This is a genomic window from Novipirellula rosea (assembly GCF_039541335.1).
Classification (GTDB): Bacteria; Planctomycetota; Planctomycetia; order Pirellulales; family Pirellulaceae; genus Novipirellula; species Novipirellula rosea.
The window spans coordinates 69,277-89,384 of the sequence record NZ_BAABGA010000120.1 but is presented as its reverse complement, the minus strand read 5'-3'; the positions used below and the strand labels follow the sequence as shown (position 1 = coordinate 89,384).

The window sequence follows — 20,108 nt, the reverse complement described above, 5'->3', positions numbered from 1 at the left end:
TTGTGCTCCCTCAAATTCTAGTTGCTTGCAGTCGAATGCGGGACTCGGCCCCCACACCCCTCATGACCCCAAGTCTCGGTTTCGCTAAATTGCAGTCAACTCAACTTGACGCTCCAAACGCACCGCTTGGAAAAGAGGGTGAAAAATTGGCTGATGCAGATAATTGAGTCCAAACCCGCCCCCCTTCCTCTTCTTTCGACGACACGATCATGACGATTCGACCGGTACGAAAACTTCTTGTCGCCAATCGCAGCGAAATTGCGACCCGAGTCTTCCGCAGTGCAACGGAACTTGGGATTCGCACGGTTGCGATTTATTCACACGAAGATCGTTATGCACTGCACCGCTTCAAGGCGGACGAGGCCTACCAGATCGGCGAGCCTGGCGAACCGATTCGCTCGTACTTGAACATCGAAGCGATCGTCGATCTGTGCAAAAAGCATGATGTCGATGCGGTCCATCCCGGTTATGGGTTCTTGTCCGAAAACCCCGAGTTCGCGCGAGCACTCGAAAACGCCGGCATCTTGTTTGTCGGCCCCAGCGTCAATTCGCTCGAACAACTCGGGGACAAAACCGCCGCACGAAAGATCGCCGAGGCAGCCCAGGTGCCAGTATTGGGTGGCAAGAACGAAGCTCTCTCGGGTGTCGATGAAGCACTCGAAATCGCCAACTCGATGGGCTACCCCGTCATCCTAAAAGCGTCCAAAGGGGGCGGCGGACGCGGAATGCGTGTCGTCAATGCCGCAGACGAATTACCGGCGGCACTCGAAGCGGCTCAGCGTGAAGCCAAAACCGCGTTCGGCAGCGACGAAGTCTTTGTCGAGCGGTTCGTCAAGCGAGCCCGTCACATCGAAGTCCAATTGCTAGGCGATCGACACAACAACCTGGTCCACCTCTGGGAACGTGACTGTAGTGTTCAGCGGCGTCATCAAAAGGTCGTCGAAATCGCGCCGGCACCCAACTTGAGCGCCGATGTCCGCCAAGCGATGTGCGAAGCGGCAATCAAGATCGGACGCGCCGTCGGCGATGGTACCAGCGGCTACGAAAATGCCGGCACCGTCGAGTTTCTGTACGACGTCGATGCGAAGCAGTTCTTCTTTATCGAAGTCAATCCACGTATCCAAGTCGAACACACCGTGACCGAAGAAGTCACGGGAATCGATATTGTTCGCAGCCAAATCTTGGTCGCCCAAGGCTATCCGCTGGAAAGCGATGAGGTCGGGTTGGCGTCGCAGGACGCGATTCGAACCAGCGGCTTTGCGATGCAGTGCCGTGTAACGACCGAAGACCCAAGCAACCAATTTCGTCCCGATTACGGCCGCATCAGTCATTACCGCAGTGCAGCCGGGCTGGGCATTCGCTTGGATGCCGGCAGTGCATTTAGCGGTGCGGTGGTCAACCCGTTTTACGATTCGATGTTGGTCAAAGTCACCGCGCGAGCTCCCTCGCTGGCCTCGGCCGCATCACGCATGAATCGCTGCTTACACGAGTTCCGTATTCGTGGCGTAAAGACGAACATTCCGTTTCTGATCAAGATGATCAACTATCCGGCTTTCTTAGCCGGCGAAGCCACGACCCGTTTGATCGACCAAACGCCGTCACTGTTCGAATTGCCGCGTCGCCGTGACCGAGCGAGTAAGTTGTTGGCGTTTCTCGGTGAAACGATCGTCAACGGTAACCCGCTTGTCGTCGGACGCCCCGTCGCAACGCGTCGCGACCCCGCTCCGGTTCCGGCACTGAAAAAGCTAAGTGAGCTACCCGGCAAACAATTGCCCGAAGGCACCAAGGATATTTTTCGCCGCGAAGGTGCCGAGGGACTTGTCAAATGGGTTCAAAACCAAAAAGGGTTGTTGTTCACCGACACCACAATGCGTGACGCTCATCAATCGCTGTTGGCCACCCGGGTGCGAACGTTTGACATGTTACAAATCGCGCCGGCGTACGCACAGCTGACGCCTCAACTGTTCTCGCTGGAGATGTGGGGCGGAGCAACTTTCGATACCACGATGCGATTTTTGAACGAGTCTCCGTGGCAACGGCTCGCTGACCTGCGTGAACAGGTTCCCAATATTTTGACGCAGATGTTGCTACGAGCCAGTAACGCGGTGGGCTACACGAACTATCCCGATAACGTTGTCCGCTTGTTTGTACGCGAAGCCGTGCAAGCGGGGATGGACGTTTTCCGTGTTTTCGATGCACTCAATTGGCTCGAAAACATGAACGTCGCGATGGACGCCGTGTTGGCCGAAGGCGGAATTTGCGAAGCTTCGATCTGTTACACCGGCGACCTGCAAAACCCGCGTCGCACCAAGTACGACATTAAATACTATGTCGACCTGGCCAAACAACTCGAGAAACGCGGCGCCCACTTGTTGGCGATCAAGGACATGGCCGGGCTTTGCAAACCGGCTGCGGCGGTCCAGTTGATCCGTGCTTTGCGTGAAGAAATCAGCATCCCGATCCATTTCCACACGCATGACACCGCAGGCATCCAAGCGGCAACGATCCTGGCCGCCGCCGGCGAAGGTTTGCAAATTGCCGATGCAGCACTCGCGCCGCTTTCCGGTGGAACGAGCCAAGTCAACTTGAACACGTTGGTCGAAGCGCTTCGCGATACCGATCGCGAGTCCTCGTTATCGACCGAAGCGTTGACGCAATTGGCAACGTATTGGCAAGCCGCACGCGAATTTTATCTGCCGTTTGAAAGCAGCGTGTTGCCCGCCACCGGCGACCTCTACGAACACGAGATGCCGGGTGGACAATACACCAATTTGTATCAACAAGCTCGTGCACTGGGGCTATCGGATCGCTGGGCCGAAGTATGTAAAGCTTATGCCGGCGTGAATCGCTTGTTTGGTGACATCGTCAAAGTCACTCCGACCAGTAAAGCGGTCGGCGACATGGCATTGTTCTTGGTCGCCAATGAGATGTCCGCCGAAGACGTTTTGACCGCCGACAAATCGCTGGCCTATCCCGCCAGCGTGATTGATTTGATCGGCGGACGGATGGGGCAACCGCCAGGTGGATTCCCCGACGAAATCATCAAGATCATCTTGGGCGATCAGAAACCGGTCCTCAACCGGCCTGGTGATTCGATGCCTGACGCCGACGTCGCTGCCGCTCGGGCCGCCGCAGCCAAGTTGACCGGTGATCCCGAAAACGACCGCGCCGCAGTCACGCATCTGCTGTACCCGAAGGTATTCGAGGACTTTGCCAAACACCGCAACACCTATGGCGACGTCGACCACATTCCGACCCCCAACTTTTTCTACGGACAAGAACCGGGCGAAGAAATTGCGGTCGATATCGAACCCGGTAAACGGTTGATCGTCAAATTCCTTGCCGTCGGAGTGCCTCATCCCGATGGCACGCGTACCGTTTTCTTTGAACTCAACGGACAACCACGCGAAGTGTCGATCCTCGACAAATCGCTCGAACCGAAAGTCAAAGCGGCGGTCAAAGCCGACGCCAACGATCCTGGCCAAGTCGCTGCCAGCATGCCAGGGATGGTAATCACCGTCGCTGCAGCCGAAGGCGACAAAGTCAAAGAGGGCCAGAAGTTGATGGTGCTTGAAGCGATGAAGATGGAAACCACCATCAACGCACCGGTCAGCGGAACGATCGCCAGCATCCAAACGCCTGCAGGCACGCAAGTCGAAGCCGGCGATTTGTTAGCGACGATCACGGTTAAGTAGCCGCAGCGGATTCAACCTTGGGGCTTCGGTCGCTCGAAGCCCCACGATGCAGCCATGGCATCCGCCGCTTCTTCGATGTCGGTGATCTCGCCCCAACCACCATTGCGAAGATAGGCGTGAGCGAATTCGTGCGCGATCACATACCACGCAAACGGTTCATGCGCATCGGCCAGTTTCAAGCGTAGTACTACGCAGCGACTGGTACTTCCGGCATGCCCTGGGGCCGGCATTAAGAACGACCAGCCCACCCCCGGTTGATAATTATCAATCGTGACCTGGAAACGATGGTCGTCTAAAAAATCTCGTTGCACTTCGGCGGGCAGTCGCTCAAGGACATGTCGCACCCGTCGCTGCAACACGGGGTGATCCGAAAACGGTGCAAGGTAGGGGGCAAAACGCATCTATCAATCGGTCTTCGTAGTTGTACCTGGGACGGTTGAGGCGAGTATGAGATCCGCATTTTACCCCGTCCGACCCATTTTGTTTTATCTGAATGGCTTTCCTGGCTGCGAAACCGTACTAAATCAGCAGTCTCTCTTAGCGAACATCAGTACTCTCTAACGGCTGACTCGTAGGCTGGCAGTGCCTCGTTGATGAACAATGCCATCGTCGCGCCAAAACGTGAATTGATTTCCAGCAACTTTATGCCCTCACCCTGCAGCTTGTAGTCCAGACAACAGACGCCTTCGTAGTCGATCGCTCGCAACATTTCTGCAAACAGGCCAAGGTAAGCAGAATGCTCGAGCGTTTCACGCTTCATCGCCCTGCAATTCCGCCCTTTTATATAAGCTCCCGGTGGAAAGAAATATTTACATGTGCGGCTAAATACGATGCGTCCCTTCGTCATGATCACGTGAGTGGCATACTCTTCGTGCCCGTCAATGTGCTCCTGAGTGAAATGCGTTTCAGCCTCCAATAGCGACTGAAATTGACGCTCCTCGTTTGAGTTATGAATGATGAAGGTGCCGTCACCGAATCCAGAGACTCGCTTCTTCAAAACATACGGATAATCAAACCGCCCTCCTGTCGCTGGCATGTGCTCGCCGAACCCAAGCTGGGTCAATCGCTGAATCAAAGCCGGTTTGTCTTCGCACAAGTCGATCACATCGGTGGTCGGCACGATCGCCTTTTTCCCATGTAGCGATCGGTGGTGCAGGTTGAAATACTTTTCGTCGCGAATCGTCAGCGGAAAGAGCAGATCAAACCGCCGGACATCGATCTCGGAAAAGTCGTAGCAGAACGGGCCGTAATTTGTAAGCGTCTCGGCGATCGCCTGGTTCCAGTCGTCTTTGCGTGAAAAGAGCACCGACGGCTTTCGCTGTAATCGGCAGGTCGCCAGTCGCAATTGATCGGTCCATTTCATCCAACCACGATAGCAAGAAAAAACGTTTCGCTAAACATCCTGCACGCGGGATCTTTGGCAAGATCCGCTACGCCAACAATTCCTTGACGACGTGGTACTCTTCGACGCCGGTCAGCTTGACGTTCAGGCCGCGGAAATTGACGCTCAGCCGTTGATGATCCAGCCCTAGGCAGTGCAGAATCGTGGCTTGGATGTCATGCACATGCACGGGCCGCTCGGTGATGTTGAATCCGAGTTCGTCGGTCGCGCCGAGTGTGATTCCTGGTTTGATTCCGCCGCCGGAAAACCACATCGTGAACGCTTGCGGATGATGGTCGCGTCCCATGCTGCGTCCCAACGCGGCACTCGATTCGACCATCGGTGTTCGGCCAAACTCGCCGCCCCAGACGACCAACGTTTCGTCCAGCAATCCTCGCTGCTTCAAATCCTGGATCAACGCGGCACAGCCCTGATCGGTCGCGGCACATTGCGATTTCAAACCGCCCGCGACGTTGCTGTGGTGGTCCCATCCCGAATGATAGACCTGGATAAACCGAACGCCTCGCTCCGCCAAACGGCGAGCGAGCAAGCAGTTGTTGGCAAACGACTTGGACGCATTACCCGGATCGGCACCATACATCGCAAGCGTCTCAGCCGACTCGCTATCAAAATCCATCAACTCAGGAGCCCGCGTTTGCATTCGATACGCCATCTCGTACGAGCGAATCCGGGTTTCAATCTCAGGATCAAACACGACCGATTGGCGTTTCTGATTCATCTTGCGAATCAAATCGAGCGAGTCACGCTGAGCCTGGGTGTCGAAACCGGTTGGGTTGGTGACATTTAAAATCGGATCACCCGACTCACGAAAGGGAACGCCCTGGTGCGAACCGGGCAAGAAACCGCTGCCCCACATCGCCGCTCCGCCACTCAGGTTGCCGCCACTTTTCAGAACCACAAACGAGGGCAGATCGTTCGCTTCGCTGCCCAGCCCGTAGCTCAACCAAGCCCCCATGCTCGGTCGTCCCGGCAACTGATTGCCGGTATTGAACAACAACTGCGCCGGGGCGTGATTAAACAGATCGGTCGTGCAGGATTTCACGAACGAAATGTCATCGACGACTTTGGACAAATAGGGCAAGCGATCCGACAGCTCGGCCCCGCTTTCGCCATATTTGGCAAACGGGAACTGCGGCCCCAGCACCGCCGCATCCGGCTGGATAAACGCGTAACGTTGGTTACCGATCACCGACGGTGGGATCGGCTGGCCGGCGAGTTCGGCCAGTTTGGGTTTATTGTCAAACAGATCAAGCTGGCTGGGTGCTCCGGCCATGAACAAAAAGATCACCCGTTTTGCTTTGGCAGGAAAGTGAGTCGGACGCACCGAACTCGGTTGCGACGCGTCATATTGCCCCGCCAGAGCATGCTTCGCACCGCCTGCGATCAGCGACGCCAATGCCATTTTGCCAAGTCCGACACCACAATCCTGAAAAAAATGGCGGCGGGTTGGATCGGGTTGTGTGTGAGAATTCATTGCTTTCACCATAGGAAGCCAAGCGGTGCAGTGGCTCGAAAAAAGATCGATTGATTGATCGAGCGTTCGGTCAGGGGCGAGTGACGGCTTCGTCTAAGTTCATGATCACTCGAGCGACCATCGACCAAGCCGCGAAGTCGGCGGTGGCGTTTTTGTCGTCGCCAATCTCCGCCACAGCAAGATCTCCGGAAACCAGCCGTTGCTTTTGAGTGTCGAAGTATGCCGTTAACAACTCCAATTCGTCGGCCGTGGGAGGCCGCGTCAGTATTCGGCGGAACATCGACGTCGCGATTTCCGCAGGCGAATCATTCGCATCTTCATCGGCCTGTTTTGCCAACGCCTGTTTTGCCAATGCTCGGGCCATCTCAAAATACATTTCGTCATTCAACACCGTCAGCGCCTGCAGCGGCGTGTTGCTGCGGTTTCGCTGCGGGATGCACTCTTCGCCGGTCGGAGCATCAAACACGGTGTAGGCAGCAAACGCCGCGGTCCGCTTTTTGAACGTATAGATCGAGCGGCGATAGCGATCAGCGTCGTTGGCAGTGTTCCATTTAAAATTGCCATACGCCAACTCCGTCACACTCGGAGGCTGCGGCGGAAATACGCCTGGACCGTACATTTTTTCCGACAGCAATCCCGATCCCCTGAGCATGATGTCGCGAACCGTTTCGCCATTGACGCGGTAGCGTGCACCGCGGGCGAGCAGACGATTATCGGGATCCATGCGGACAAGTTCGGCTGTCCCTTTGGAATCTTGACGATAGGTCTCGCTCATCACAATCAATTTATGCAGCTGTTTGATCGACCAACCATTTTCAACCAGTTCGACGCTCAACCAATCGAGCAATTCGGGATGCGTCGGCGGTTCGGATTGGACGCCAAAATCATCGCTGGACCGCACCAAACCGGCACCGAACAGTGACCGCCACGCACGGTTGACGGTCACCCGGGCGATCAAGGGATTGGCGTCACTGACGAGCCAGCGGGCCATCTCGAGTCGATTTTCAGGCGAGCGATCCTCGTCCTCAACGAACACGCTCAACATCCCCGGACTCACTTGCTCTTTCGGACTGAGGTACTCGCCGCGATGATGACGAAAAGTGGGACGAGGATGATCCGCCGGGCGCTCTTGCATCACCAACGTTGTCGTTGGCTCTGGCAACTTCGCTCGCAATGCATCGATCGGTTTGCGTGCCTCGGCCAATAGCGGAGTTGTTCGCAGAAACTCGCGTCGCAGCATTTCGCTTTGTTCTTTGTCGTCCTCCGATGAGGCGAGAATCATTTCAGCGGCCTCGGACAGTTGGCTCGCAACCGCTCCTGGCTTTTGGGTGATTGCAAAGCGAAAACGCCCCAAACTTGCGACATAATGTCGTTCAAACAGCAACTTGACGCGAAGATCGCCGGTCGTTTCGATTGGTTGCTGCAGATTCATCACCAGATGCAACCGCTCGCCTTTGTGATTACCGGGTTGCCAGCCCGTCGATCCATCGCCATCAAAAACGTTGTCGGGACGGACCTTGGGATTGCCGTCGTTGGTGGTGTGGTAATTGTGCGAGACCTCGCCAAAACTCAACGGGGCATCGCCGAGCGTCGCATTCAATTCGCTCAAGAAAAAATCGCCCTTGCGGCCTTCGTAGAACGCCAGCCCGGGACCACGCTCGGGCAGCCGATCATCGGGCAATGCTTCGAGGCGAATGGCCGTGATCGGCAAGTCGCTTTGCTGAATCGTGAATGTCAACTCGTACTGGTCACGCTTGGTGGTGTCGCCGCTGGCAAAGACGCTGCCGTCATCGAGTGGCTCGAGCCGCGGCAAATTGGATTTCATCTCGGTCGGCGTGATGATTTGCCATGGCGTCGCGACCGTTTCTTGACTGCGAATCCATTTGGCGAATTCACTTTCAAAAGTTGCCGATTCATCTTCGCCGACCGGAAAGGCGTCCGCTAACTGGGATTTGAGTCGCTCGATTTGATCGAGCGTTTCGCGTCGCTGTTGTGCCACTGTGGGATCAGGGATCGCAAAGTCGGGTTCGTCGGCATTGTTCAACAGCGCCATCAAACGAAAGTAATCGGTGTGCGTGATCGGATCGAACTTATGCGTGTGGCACTGCGCACACCCCGTGGTCAAACCGAGCCAGACGATGCCGGTTGTTGCCACGCGATCGACCATGGCGAGGTAACGATACTCAAGCGGATCGATTCCGCCTTCTTCATTGAGCATCGTGTTGCGATGAAATCCGGTCGCGATCAAATCATCGGGACTTTTGCCAGGCAACAAATCGCCAGCTAACTGTTTGATCGAAAACTCGTCGTAGGGCATGTCTTCGTTGAGCGCCCGGATCACCCAATCTCGATAAGGCCAAATCGACCGCTCACGATCTTTCTCGTAGCCGTTGGTGTCGGCGTAGCGAGCGAGATCCAGCCAAGGCAGAGCCCAGTGTTCACCATAGCGAGGCGATTGCAGAAGTTCGTCGACCAAAGCTTCGTAAGCATGCGGATCGGTCGAGGAAACAAATGCGTCTGCTTGCTCCGGTGTCGGCGGCAGTCCGATCAAATCGATGTACAACCGACGCACCAACGTCATCCGGTCAGCTTCGGGCGAGGGCGAAAGTCCTTCGCGAGTCAAACGGTCCAGCACGAAGGCGTCGATTGCGTTTCTGGCCCAATCAGATTCTGTCACGGTCGGCACCGCGGGCCGCGTCGGCGGGGTGAAGGCCCAGTGTTTATCGTACTTCGCGCCGCTTTGCACCCAATCGCGAAGCAGTTGTTTCTGTTCAGGTTTGAGCGTCCCTGCGTGCGGAGGCGGCATGACCTCGTCTTCGTCGGAAGAGAACAGTCGCCGCACCAATTCGCTGGCGTCCGGATCGCCTGGTTCGATCACTCCGTGTTCGATTGCGGCTTCGTCGACGTCGAGCCGCAAATCGGCTTCGCGATGCTCCTCATCGGGGCCGTGACAAGCAAAACACTGCGACGCCAGCACGGGACGGACATCTCGATTGAACGAGATTTCATCGTCGGCGTTCAGACAGGCGGGAGCACCAACGATGCTGCAAATCAGAGCAAGCAGGACGCGGTGAACAAGGTGGGGGGAGGGGTGGGACTTCATGGATGTATCATAGTCGAAGCCATACGCTTCGTCGCGTGTTGACGATTGGGGCCGCTCGCCAGCAGGCGGGGCGATTTGGTATCCTTGCAGTTACCTTCAAAGTGTCACTCCATTTTACCTACATTCTGTTGAGCTTTCGCATTGTCTACCACGGAATCCACGCCCCAAGTGATTGACGAAGATCCTGGATTGGTTGTTGGCGGCCATCAATTAAAGAGCCGTCTGATCGTGGGGACCGGTCGCTACGACTCGATGCCGCAAATGCGGGACTCGCTGATGGCTTCGGGCAGCGATTGCGTGACCGTCGCGGTGCGTCGCGAGCGACTGTATGACCGGATGGGGCAAAACATCCTCGATTTTCTTGACCTGGATCGATACATTTTGCTGCCCAATACGGCGGGTTGCTACACGGCTAAGGACGCGATTCGAGCCGCGAAACTCGGCCGCGAAATCCTGCGTTCGCTCAATAATGCCGGCGCCGATTGGGTCAAGTTGGAAGTGCTCGGCGATAGCAAGACGCTGTTGCCGGATCCATCGGAAACGCTGGCCGCGTGTGAGGAACTGAGCAAAGAGGGATTCAAAGTCCTCTGTTACACCAGCGATTGTCCCGTCACGGCCCAGCGTCTGAAAGCCGTCGGAGCCGCCAGCGTGATGCCGGCGGGCAGTCCGATCGGCAGCGGCCAAGGGCTGCTGAATCCCAACAACCTGCGGATCATCCTGGAATATTTGAAGGAAGACGATCCCGATTATCCCGTCATCATCGATGCCGGCGTGGGCACCGCCAGCGACGTCAGCGAAGCGTTTGAGCTGGGGGCCGACGGCGTGCTGTTGAACACGGCAATTGCGCATGCTCGTGATCCGATTCGGATGGCACGAGCGATGAAGCATGCTTCGATCGCGGGCCGCGACGCGTATTTGGCTGGTCGTATTCCCAAGCGACTTTACGGAACCGCCAGCAGTCCTGAAGAGGGTGTCATCAGCACACGCCCCTACGGATCCGCGCCGCTGAGTGGCCAGTAAGCGGAAACGTCATCTTGCCTGCAGGCCGGCAACGCATTCACCCTCCCGTGTGCGGGAGGGTCGGACGCGTATGCGGCCGGGGAGGGTTGGTTGCACTGTGCTTGCACGATCCACTGCTAACACGCCGGTGCCTCACCCAGAGCTTGCTGCCGCTCGCTGGAATTCGCCAGCACTGCCGAAAGTCTTGACGACTTCCGCTACCCGAAAGCCGTTGACGACTTCCGCTACAACTATCGTGAAGTGTCGATCAACTCGTACAATCTCGGGTCCAACAACGAATCGGCGATCAACATCACTCCGCTGAACGATTGGTCTTTGGTGTGCTCGCTTGGCACGGCGACCGTTTGTGCGCCTGCGGCCAATGCCGCAGCACATCCGTTGCCGCTATCTTCGAGAACCAGCATGTCCGACGCGGGGATCTGCATTTTCTCGGCCGCAGTCAAATACATTTCGGGATGCGGTTTCCCATTCACGACGTCATTGCCGGTCAATACAAACGCAAGTTGACCGGACCAATCAAACGTTGGCAAAATCACGTCGACAAATTTGCGTTGACTGCTGGTCGCCAATCCAAACGGCAAACCGGATCGCTGTAGCGCGTCCATCCATTGGCTCAGCCCTGGCATCGGCCGAAGTTGCTCGGCCAATAACGCTCCATACAGTTCATCCGATTCGGCGAGCAGGGCTTCAGCGGAATCCGATAGATCGTGCATTTCGATCATTTGTGCGATCGCCGACACCCCGATGCGGCCCATCATGCGGGCCTGCAATTCACGGCTGTAGCGATATCCTCGCCGCTGCAGTAACGTATCGCCCACTTGCCAGTACAATCGTTCGGTATCAATCAGCAGCCCGTCCATATCGAGTGCCACCCCGCGAACCGGTTTTCGCGCGGCGTCGGCGTGTTCGTCGGACGACTGGGAGCCCGTGGTGTCAAATTCGTTCATTGATCGTTTTCTCGTCGAGTGGTCTGTCAATCGTGACGGCGCGACGACACGCCCCTTGGGCAGTTCGTTTGGCGACATCAGTGAACTGAGTGCATCGGGACTGATCTCGGACAATCCCGATCACTGGTCCGTCGAGCTGTACTTGCCCGTGGAACCGTCGCGGCTGCGGGAGTACCTGATCCAGCGAAACGAATTGAGCGACTCGCAGCAACAGGTGTTTACCGAAGCGTTTGGGCAAGTCGAAAGCATACTCAATCGGAATAGTGCGGCGTACCACACCGAATTCTCGAAATGGTACTCCGCGCTCGATCCCGACTCGGACCATCGCGACCCGTTGGCAGAGGACTCAACAGAATCCGAGGACTCGGACACCAGCTCACCTGAAGACGAAACGCTGGACGCCCCCCCAACGCATCCTCACATTGCACCTACGATCGAACTCTGCGAGCGGATGCTGGTCGAAGCCGGATATCGCCGTCTGCAGCAATCCGACATCGAAGCGTGCGTGGGCGTGGCAAGCCAATGGGGCGTCCCGCTGCACGTCGATTTCACGCTGTTCGATCAGCTAGTGGTCTATTCACGAGGCGACATCGTCGGCACCCGCTTTCGCCGCCGGCTTCGCACGATGTATCAACGCGAACCCGTCGAAGTTCCCGTGTATCAACGAATGGTGGTGCTGTTCAAACTGCACGACGATGATGTTTCCGAAGAGCAGCTTGCATCGGACTGCTTGCACCTGCGGATGTTCAAAAACATTCCCAAGCTAGACGTCGACATGTTGTTGCCAGGAACACAAGTCCGCATCAGCAAAGTAGACCGGGTGAAGATCATCGTGCCAAGTCTGGGAGGGCTCCTGATGTCGCTTCGCAAATTGGCTCATTTCATCTTTTTGTTTGCCGCCATCACGCTTTATTCCTCGATGATGTTAGCGGGGTTGATCTTCGCCTCGATCGGCTACATCGTCCGCAGCGTCGTGAGTTATTTCCAAACCAAGAACCGCTACTTGCTGAACTTGGCGAAGAACCTGTATTACCAAAAACTCGATACCAACGCAGGTGTGGGTTACCGTTTGATCCAACAAGCCCGTCAACAGAGTGAAGCCGAGGTGACGCTGGCGCTTTACGGCATCCTGTCAAGCGACACGCCGCTGAGTTCTCGCAAACTGCGGCGACACTGCGAGCGAATGATTCGTGAAGCGGTCAGTGTCGAAGTCGATTTTCAAGTCGAGCGATCACTGAAAATCTTGTCACAAGCCGGTCTGGTCGAACAAGTCGACGGAGAGAACTGGAGGATGAAGACGCGAGGCTGCTGAGAGAGTCGATTTTCCAGGCCCCGCGGAATTCACCCTCCCGTGTGCGGGAGGGTCGGACGCGATAGCGGCCGGGGAGGGTTGGTTGCATTGTGCTTGCACGACCCACCGCTAACACACCGAGCCCCCCCCAGAGCTTGCTGCCGCTCGCTCTGACCTCCCCAAAACAAGTTTCGGGGAGGTGAAACGTCTCGCACGACAAACAGGCCGCCACTGAAATGCGCCCCTCAGCTCATCGCATGGGCGGCGGAGTGTGCCGGAGCCTTGGCAGGCGTTTGCAACGAGTCGTCGTCGTCACTCGATGACTCATCCGGATGACTCGGTTTCTCGCCTTGCCCGAACGACTCCTTGATGTCCATGAAGATCCGGAACAGCGTCGGCACGAACACCAACGTAAAAATCGTCGAAACTAGCAATCCGCCCAACAGAACGCTGCCCAGACCGCGGTAAAGCTCGCTACCCGAACCAGGGAACAATACCAACGGGCACAACCCGAGTACCGTCGTTGCGGTGGTCATCAGAATCGGACGCACCCGCGTGCGAACGCTTTCCAAAATCGCGTCGCGTGAACTGAAGCCGTCTTCACGCATTAAGTTGAGCGATTGATGCACGATCAAAATCGCGTTGTTCACGACGGTGCCGATCAGGATCACAAACCCCAACATCGTCAACACATCAAGTGCTTGCGGCGGCAGCCCCTGCCAAGTCAAGTAAACGCTCAGCATCCGCAGTCCCAAGATCCCGCCGACCGCGCCCAGCGGAACACTCATGATGATCACGAACGGATAAATCCAACTCTCAAATAGCGCCGCCATCAACAGATATGTAATCAGCAACGCCAGCAGCACATTCCATCGCAGCGCCAACCACGTATCACGCAGTTTGTCAGCGGTTCCCGACAACGCAATCTGGTAACCGCCATCGAGTTGCCCCGACGCACGAATCGGATCAATGATTTGCGATTCAATCCGCTGCAACGCGTCCTCCAATGCCATCTCGGGTGGCGGCGACACTTCGATCGTGATTGCCCGCTGTCGCTCGCGATGATTGATCTGTTCGGGGCCGCTGGACGATTCGATCCGGGCCAGCGAATTCAGCGGGACCAAGTGACCACTTGGCGTCGCGATCGGCAACGACTCGAGATCCTGAATCGAACCCGCCTGATCAGGGCTGCCCACGATCGTCAGATCGATCTTGTCACCGCCAATGTAATAATCGCTGGCGAAGGCACCATCGACCAGTGCGTTAACGGCGTACCCCAGACTCGACGCGTTGACGCCCATCTGTTCGGTTTGAAACAGATAGGGCAGCACATGAGTTTCGGGATTGCTGAGGTCCAAACTAGGCACTGGTCGAGCTTGCGCGCTGGGGATCACCGGTTCGCCCATTCCTCCCATCACTTGGCCAAGGACTTGGCCTCCGATCCCAACCAGTTTTTCGAGTTCGGGGCCAGTGATTTCGACATCGATCGTGCGGCCCGCGGTCAATCCTTGCTCAAACAAACTCGATTGTTTGGCGATCACAAACGCACCGGGCAATTTGGAACGCACGCTTTGGATCAACGGGATCAGTTCGCCGCTTCGCTGCGGATCGACCGAACGCACGCCCAAAAACACTTGTCGTCCGCGAGCGACGTAGAAAAAGTCAAAGATCGCTGGGTAGTCCAGATCTTTCGCTGCCGGGTCATCCGGATCGATGTCCCAATAGGGTTTCAAGTGTTCTTCGACGGTTTCGCCAAGACTCGAAAGTTCATCCAGGTTGTATCCGGGCGGCGGCAAAATGATACCGAACACCAAGTTGCGATTACCTGTCGGCAAATATTCCACCTTTGGCCACAACGCGTAGCTCAACCCCACCGTGGCAGCCAACAGCACCGCGATCAATACTAACCGCCGCAGCAAACTCTGTTGAATCATTCGGTTCGATCCGACCACCATCGAAACAAACAGCGAACTGAGCCACAGAATCGGCTGGACGATCCTTTCGGACACACGCTGCAGTCCGTACGCCGCACGCTGAGGCTGCAACTTTGATTTCGATCGCTCAGGCCGTTCGGTTAATAGCCGCGCCGTGACCGTCGGAATCAACGTGATGCTGACGATCAATGACAACCCAACCGCCGCACTAATTGCCAATGCGATGTCGCGAAACAATTGGCCCGCTTCCTCTTCGACAAACAAGACCGGCAAAAACACCGCCAACGTCGTCAACGTCGATGCCAACACCGCTCCCCACACCTCTTTGGTTCCGCGATATGCCGCGTCATACGGTGACCGTCCGTCTTGGTAATGACGATAGATATTTTCGAGTACCACTACGGCATTATCGACCAACATGCCGACGGCGAACGCCATCCCCGCCAAACTGATCACGTTCAGCGATCGCCCCCATAGATTCAATAGCAAGAAGGTGCCGATCACACTAATCGGAATCGCCATCCCGACAACCAAAGCACCGCGAGCGAACCAGAACCCCGCTACGATGATCAACGCCAAGGTGATCAAACCGTACCAAGGACTCAACATCATCGAAGCGACCGTGCTAGCGACAATCAACGGCACAAAGATCAATGTCCTCACGTTCAAGTGCAAAAACAGCATCAGCACCAACATCGTCAGCGTTCCGCCAACCACGATGTTTTGGTTCACCAGTCCCACCGAAGCGTAGATGTATTCGGTTTCGTCGTAGACCTGCAGCAGTTGCAGTTTACGGGCGCGAAGCAAGTCGTCATTCAAATCGTCGACGCCTGCTTTCAGCCCCTCCATCACGTCCAGCACATTCGCACCGGTTTCACGCAGCGCATTGATCGCGATCGCCGATTCGCCATAACGGCGTACCAACCCATCGGGCTTTTTGAACCCCAATTTGACTTCGGCCACATCGCTGACAAACACCGGCGCCCCGTCACGGATCGCCAACACTTGCGATTTGACTTGATCAGCACTGCGAAATTGATTCAGCGTGCGAACGACATAGCGTCGTTTGCCTTCCCAGTAATCGCCGCCCGAGGTGTCTTGGTTTTGGTTGCGAAGCACCCGGCGGACGTCGTCGATCGTCAAGCTGCGGGCGGCTAGTTTCTGGGGATCGATGATGACTTGCATCTCGTCGGTCAAACCGCCAAGCACGTTGGCATTGGAGACGCCGTTGACACGTTCGAGTCGTGCTTCGATATAGTCCTCGGCGAACCGCCGCATTTCGGGAACATTCAAATCGGGCGGCAATAGCGGAGCGATGCCCGGATGATCCTTTGCGATTTGACGAAGACGCAGCAGTCGCAGCCCTGGATTGTCGCTGCGAAGCACGGGGGCCAGTGGTTCACGAAGCTCGGGATGCTCGTTGGCAAAGGCTTCAATCTCTTCGCGTGTTGGCTGCAAAGCACTGAGGATAAACCACGCGATCGGACGGTCCGATGAATTGCTGGTCGAGATCACCGGCTGGTCGGCTTCTTCGGGATACTCCGGAACCTGTTGCAACCGGCTGTTGACCTTCAACAACGCCTCTTCCATGTTCGTGCCGACAAAGAATTCCAGTGCAATACGGCCACTCGAGTCCATCGATTCGCTGGTCATCTTGGTGACCCCTTCGACACTCTTTAGCTGTTCTTCCTGCTCTTGGATGATCTCGCGTTCGATTTCTTGCGGGCTCGCCCCCGGCCAACGCGTTTCGATCGTCAACGTCGGCGTTTGCACCTCGGGGGTCAGTTGCATCGGCATTCCGATCAATGCAATCACGCCAAACAGAATCAGCAGCAACGCACCGACGGCGACTTTGACTGGATTGCGGACACAGGATTCGATGGGATGCATGCGTTAGATTCGGTTTGCAGTAGCGATGAAATGAGTGTTGACGAAACGTTCAGTTCGTGACGGACGAACGGCTGTTTAGTGTGGTAGCTACGTCGGAATCCGACCGTTGTCTTCCGCTCCGCCCAAGCGATCATTGCCAATCACGATCATTGCCAATCAATCGTTAAGGCGTTGCCTCTTGTTGCTTCGTAATCTTGACGTCTTGTCCTGACCGAAGTCGTTCGTTGCCGCGGATGACCACAAGGTCGGCCGCACGGAGTTGTCCGGGGACCGATGACGTCACCGCAACCCAGCTGCCTTGCGACGGCCCCATCACCACCGGTACCACCATCGCCTTGCCATCAACGACGCGGTACAGCGTCGGGGCCGCTCCGCCAAGCTGGATGGCATCTTTGGGGACCATTAAACGTGTTTGTTTCTCACTCGATGGCAATTTGACTCGGGCCAACATGCCAGGCAATAGAAGGTGACGCCCCTGCACCGCTTCGTTTTCCACTCGCACTCGTACCGGAAACGTGCGGGCTAATGGATCGGCCGACGGAACAATTTGGTCGACCACCCCGTGAAACGTTTGCCCGGGAACCGCTTCCACCGAAACGACCACCTCATCCCCCGGACGGACAAAGCGAATGCTGGCTTCAGGCACATAGACTTCGATTTCTAACGGGTCGATTTCGATGATGGTCGCGACGGGATCGCCTTGGCGAACCCAGGCGCCGGTTTCGGTTAACTCCTTCGCGACAAACCCGTCAAAGGGTGACTTCAACGTGTACTTTTCACGGCGGTCTCGCAGTCCTTCGAGCGTCTGAGTCTGCATGTCGACTCGCGCGGCCGCCTGAGCGATCTGTTCCTGCCGTGGTCCTTCGACGACCAACCGATACGAGCTTTCAGTTTGCGCCATCGTCGCCTCGGCCACCAAGGCCGCCGCTCGATCACTCTCGAACTCATCAACCGAGATCCCCGAGGATTCGTTGTACAATCGTTCGGCGCGAGCCATTTTGGATCGAGCGTATTCGTGATTGGCTTTTGCCACGTCCCGCAGCGCTTCGGCTAGCTTGATCTCATCTGGACGCGAACCATTTTTTAGTTCTGCTAACTCCGCTTCCCGCAGCGCCAACTCGGCTTCAGCACCCGCGATCTCGATCTCAATGGTTTTGGTTCGCAATTGGGCAAGCGACTGGCCCTGCGTGACCGCTTCCCCCGCGTTGACCATGAATTCCAGAACACGGCCATCGACCGCACTGCCAATCGTACTTTCCCGCCATGGTTTGACGTTGGCGACAAACGACTGTTCCGCCGAGATGTCTTTTTCGACCACTGCGGTGACCACCACCGAGGCCGGGCCGCCTTGCGCGAGCAAAGGGCTGCCGCTGGTGATCAGTAAACTCGCCAGCCAGGTGGCCGAGACGACCGCCGACGGAATGAGAAGTCGACCATAGCCTAGAGACGTTGGAAATGTTGACATCAAAACGACAGGAAGCATTTGAGGGGGGATTGAGGACAGCCTTCGGGAATCATACTTATCATAAGCCCCAAAGTTCGGGTTTCCTACCTTGCAATCCAGATTGCGGTCGACTTTCTTGCCAAAGCCTCGGCGTGGCACAGGCAAAAAAAAAACGGCTGTGAGACACTCGAAAGTGTTTCACAGCCGCTTGTCACTTAAACCCGCGAGAGAAGATGCACTCACGCCCCAGCAAACCCACATAAGCTGAGACGATTGTTACCCACTCAAGTTTATCTAGCATCGGGTCGTCCACTTGGTTGACCCATGCCGGCATCATGAACAATCGACCGGATCGTGCTGATACTTCTAGTTGTTCGCGTTGTTTGGTTAGGAAAGCGTCCTCGGAGCGTCAAACCGTAACGATTATGCCGATGGAGTCATCAAAACCGATTGGACACATCCGTCTAGTGGGGGTGCCTTGTTGGATATGCCATCTAGCCTGTCAGTTGAGAGAATCAGTGGGATAGGCTTCCAGCCTGTCATCAAGAACTGTTCTTGCTGACAAGCCGGAAGCCTACCCCACATTTGGCTAGACGCCGTAACGATTTCGCAGACAACGGCGGTGGGTGTTGGCCAGACTAGCGCGAGCGTGTTGCCCGGCTGCTTCGGCCGCTTCGGCAACGCGATCAAGTAGCGTCGAATAGCGCACAAATGAATCGACGCCGACATCCCACCCCGCTTTCATCAACCGCTCGTGTCGCTGGACTTCGCTGGTCGCTTGATTGGCTTGATCCATCCAGTACTCGACGACTTGTTGGCGACACGATTGTGTGTTCGTGGCCAGCAGGCTCGACAAATATTTTGAATTCGCGACTCGATTGGGATCAAGTTTCTGCAATCGCGCGACCGAAAACTTGGCCGCCTCTTGCTGCATCCAATGAGTGTTCATACGGACGGCTTGATCGGTAAAACTCGATGCGTTTGCGCCCTGTCGAAACGTATCGATCGCAGCGGACGAATCCCCGCGACGCTCGATCGCATAACCAAGCAGATCCCAGGCCCAAGCGATTTGGCGAGCCGAATCCGTTGTCGCGTCGATCACGGCGCGGCAATGAGTCTCGACCGCCGACCAATCTTGCTCGCCGCGATCGTGGTCGCTGAGCTTTAGTTTTTCTTTGAGCAAATTCCAGGCGTCGTCGGGCATCCGTCCCGCATCAAACATCCACGAAACACAATCGTTCCACGACAGCCCGATCTGGCTGGCGAGCTTACCGTTGAGCCGGCTGGCCCAAGGTTGGTGCATCGCATCTTGGACCAATTCGCACCTCACCGCTTCGCAGGCAATGTTTTCGCGGAGCAGCACTTCGGCGGACTCTTGCGAACTCGTCTGCTCGGCCAACAGTTCTCGAATCGCCTTAGTTTGATGTTCAAATGCCCAATGCACGAAGGGATCGTTCAGCGGGTCGAAATTTTGCTTGGGATTTTCGGCGGGAATCGCTAATCGTCGTCGCGGGCCAGGCAGTCGCTCGACCACCGCCTCGAACACGATCGCGTCGGCTAACCGCTTGCCCCATGGCATCCAATCGCCCCCGCCATGAAACCACTGGACCATTTCGCCCATCTGATTGTTCGCATCGGCGCGAACGCAGACCCAATTGCCATCCGAATCGCCAAGAATAGGCAACAAATCACAGGGCATCAGCCCGGGCCAAATTTCATCCGGAGCATCCGAAAGCAACCCATCGGCGGGAATCGGCAGGCGAAATTCGCCCGTTCCATTGCGTTTCCAGATCTCACGGTCCAGCCAATCAGCCAAATCAGGTGCCAAAACGCACTGATATCGCTCGGAAATCCGTTCAGACCACGGGGTCGGCTGTGAAACGACGTCAGACAAAGGGGACCGAAAGT

12 protein-coding genes are annotated in these 20,108 nt (G+C 56.3%); 4 read left to right on the top strand and 8 right to left on the bottom strand.

Annotated features, from left to right (window positions below; all coding sequences use genetic code 11):
• The first annotated feature begins 209 nt into the window (after window positions 1-209).
• On the top strand, window positions 210-3,695 hold the full coding sequence (locus tag ABD971_RS32665) for a pyruvate carboxylase (RefSeq protein WP_339942858.1): 3,486 nt from the start codon (window positions 210-212) through the stop codon (window positions 3,693-3,695).
• Between the two features lie 11 nt (window positions 3,696-3,706).
• Here the strand turns inward: ABD971_RS32665 and ABD971_RS32660 are convergent, their stop codons facing one another.
• The 4 genes from ABD971_RS32660 to ABD971_RS32645 all read right to left on the bottom strand — a co-directional run bounded on the left by ABD971_RS32660 (window position 3,707) and on the right by ABD971_RS32645 (window position 9,674).
• Window positions 3,707-4,096 (bottom strand): hypothetical protein, encoded by a 390-nt coding sequence (locus ABD971_RS32660; protein ID WP_345327884.1) that lies wholly within the window; start codon window positions 4,094-4,096, stop codon window positions 3,707-3,709.
• A 146-nt stretch (window positions 4,097-4,242) separates the two neighbouring features.
• Window positions 4,243-5,058: an ATP-grasp domain-containing protein gene (locus ABD971_RS32655; RefSeq protein ID WP_345327883.1), complete on the bottom strand. Its 816-nt coding sequence runs from the start codon at window positions 5,056-5,058 to the stop codon at window positions 4,243-4,245.
• A gap of 67 nt (window positions 5,059-5,125) precedes the next feature.
• Window positions 5,126-6,571 carry a DUF1501 domain-containing protein gene (locus tag ABD971_RS32650; protein WP_345327882.1) on the bottom strand — a complete coding sequence of 482 codons (1,446 nt, stop codon included), beginning with the start codon at window positions 6,569-6,571 and terminating at the stop codon, window positions 5,126-5,128.
• 70 nt (window positions 6,572-6,641) lie between these two features.
• Window positions 6,642-9,674, bottom strand: a complete 3,033-nt coding sequence (locus tag ABD971_RS32645; RefSeq protein WP_345327881.1) for a PSD1 and planctomycete cytochrome C domain-containing protein — start codon at window positions 9,672-9,674, stop codon at window positions 6,642-6,644.
• 2 nt (window positions 9,675-9,676) lie between these two features.
• Here ABD971_RS32645 and ABD971_RS32640 point away from each other — a divergent pair, with 2 nt between their 5' ends.
• Both ABD971_RS32640 and ABD971_RS32635 read left to right on the top strand, forming a co-directional pair.
• A complete protein-coding gene (locus tag ABD971_RS32640; RefSeq protein WP_345327880.1) occupies window positions 9,677-9,850 on the top strand; it encodes a hypothetical protein in 174 nt (57 codons plus the stop codon).
• On the top strand, window positions 9,816-10,694 hold the full coding sequence (locus tag ABD971_RS32635) for a thiazole synthase (RefSeq protein WP_425571406.1): 879 nt from the start codon (window positions 9,816-9,818) through the stop codon (window positions 10,692-10,694). Before ABD971_RS32640 ends, ABD971_RS32635 begins: the two co-directional genes overlap by 35 nt.
• Window positions 10,695-10,924: 230 nt before the next feature.
• On the opposite strand, the gene ABD971_RS32630 is transcribed toward ABD971_RS32635, so the two are convergent.
• Window positions 10,925-11,641, bottom strand: coding sequence for an HAD family hydrolase (locus ABD971_RS32630; RefSeq protein WP_345327879.1), 717 nt, complete (start codon window positions 11,639-11,641; stop codon window positions 10,925-10,927).
• On the opposite strand from ABD971_RS32630, the gene ABD971_RS32625 reads away from it, so the two are divergent.
• Window positions 11,625-12,953 carry a TMEM143 family protein gene (locus ABD971_RS32625; RefSeq protein ID WP_345327878.1) on the top strand — a complete coding sequence of 443 codons (1,329 nt, stop codon included), beginning with the start codon at window positions 11,625-11,627 and terminating at the stop codon, window positions 12,951-12,953. The two genes, ABD971_RS32630 and ABD971_RS32625, sit on opposite strands and share 17 nt — an antisense overlap.
• Before the next feature lie 224 nt (window positions 12,954-13,177).
• Here the strand turns inward: ABD971_RS32625 and ABD971_RS32620 are convergent, their stop codons facing one another.
• From ABD971_RS32620 to ABD971_RS32610, 3 genes are all read right to left on the bottom strand, one after another.
• On the bottom strand, window positions 13,178-16,756 hold the full coding sequence (locus ABD971_RS32620) for an efflux RND transporter permease subunit (RefSeq protein ID WP_345327877.1): 3,579 nt from the start codon (window positions 16,754-16,756) through the stop codon (window positions 13,178-13,180).
• A 163-nt stretch (window positions 16,757-16,919) separates the two neighbouring features.
• On the bottom strand, window positions 16,920-18,221 hold the full coding sequence (locus ABD971_RS32615) for an efflux RND transporter periplasmic adaptor subunit (protein WP_345327876.1): 1,302 nt from the start codon (window positions 18,219-18,221) through the stop codon (window positions 16,920-16,922).
• A 568-nt stretch (window positions 18,222-18,789) separates the two neighbouring features.
• The gene (locus ABD971_RS32610; RefSeq protein WP_345327875.1) at window positions 18,790-20,094 is read right to left on the bottom strand and encodes an SMI1/KNR4 family protein; all 1,305 of its coding nucleotides are present in this window, start codon (window positions 20,092-20,094) and stop codon (window positions 18,790-18,792) included.
• Between the last annotated feature and the right edge of the window lie 14 nt (window positions 20,095-20,108).

What these genes read in the sequence shown, in the direction of transcription:
- ABD971_RS32665 (WP_339942858.1), top strand. Translation starts at nt 210, where the DNA reads ATGACGATTCGACCGGTACGAAAACTTCTTGTCGCCAATCGCAGCGAA.
- ABD971_RS32660 (WP_345327884.1), bottom strand. Translation starts at nt 4,096, where the DNA reads ATGCGTTTTGCCCCCTACCTTGCACCGTTTTCGGATCACCCCGTGTTG.
- ABD971_RS32655 (WP_345327883.1), bottom strand. Translation starts at nt 5,058, where the DNA reads ATGAAATGGACCGATCAATTGCGACTGGCGACCTGCCGATTACAGCGA.
- ABD971_RS32650 (WP_345327882.1), bottom strand. Translation starts at nt 6,571, where the DNA reads ATGAATTCTCACACACAACCCGATCCAACCCGCCGCCATTTTTTTCAG.
- ABD971_RS32645 (WP_345327881.1), bottom strand. Translation starts at nt 9,674, where the DNA reads ATGAAGTCCCACCCCTCCCCCCACCTTGTTCACCGCGTCCTGCTTGCT.
- ABD971_RS32640 (WP_345327880.1), top strand. Translation starts at nt 9,677, where the DNA reads ATGTATCATAGTCGAAGCCATACGCTTCGTCGCGTGTTGACGATTGGG.
- ABD971_RS32630 (WP_345327879.1), bottom strand. Translation starts at nt 11,641, where the DNA reads ATGAACGAATTTGACACCACGGGCTCCCAGTCGTCCGACGAACACGCC.
- ABD971_RS32620 (WP_345327877.1), bottom strand. Translation starts at nt 16,756, where the DNA reads ATGCATCCCATCGAATCCTGTGTCCGCAATCCAGTCAAAGTCGCCGTC.
- ABD971_RS32615 (WP_345327876.1), bottom strand. Translation starts at nt 18,221, where the DNA reads ATGTCAACATTTCCAACGTCTCTAGGCTATGGTCGACTTCTCATTCCG.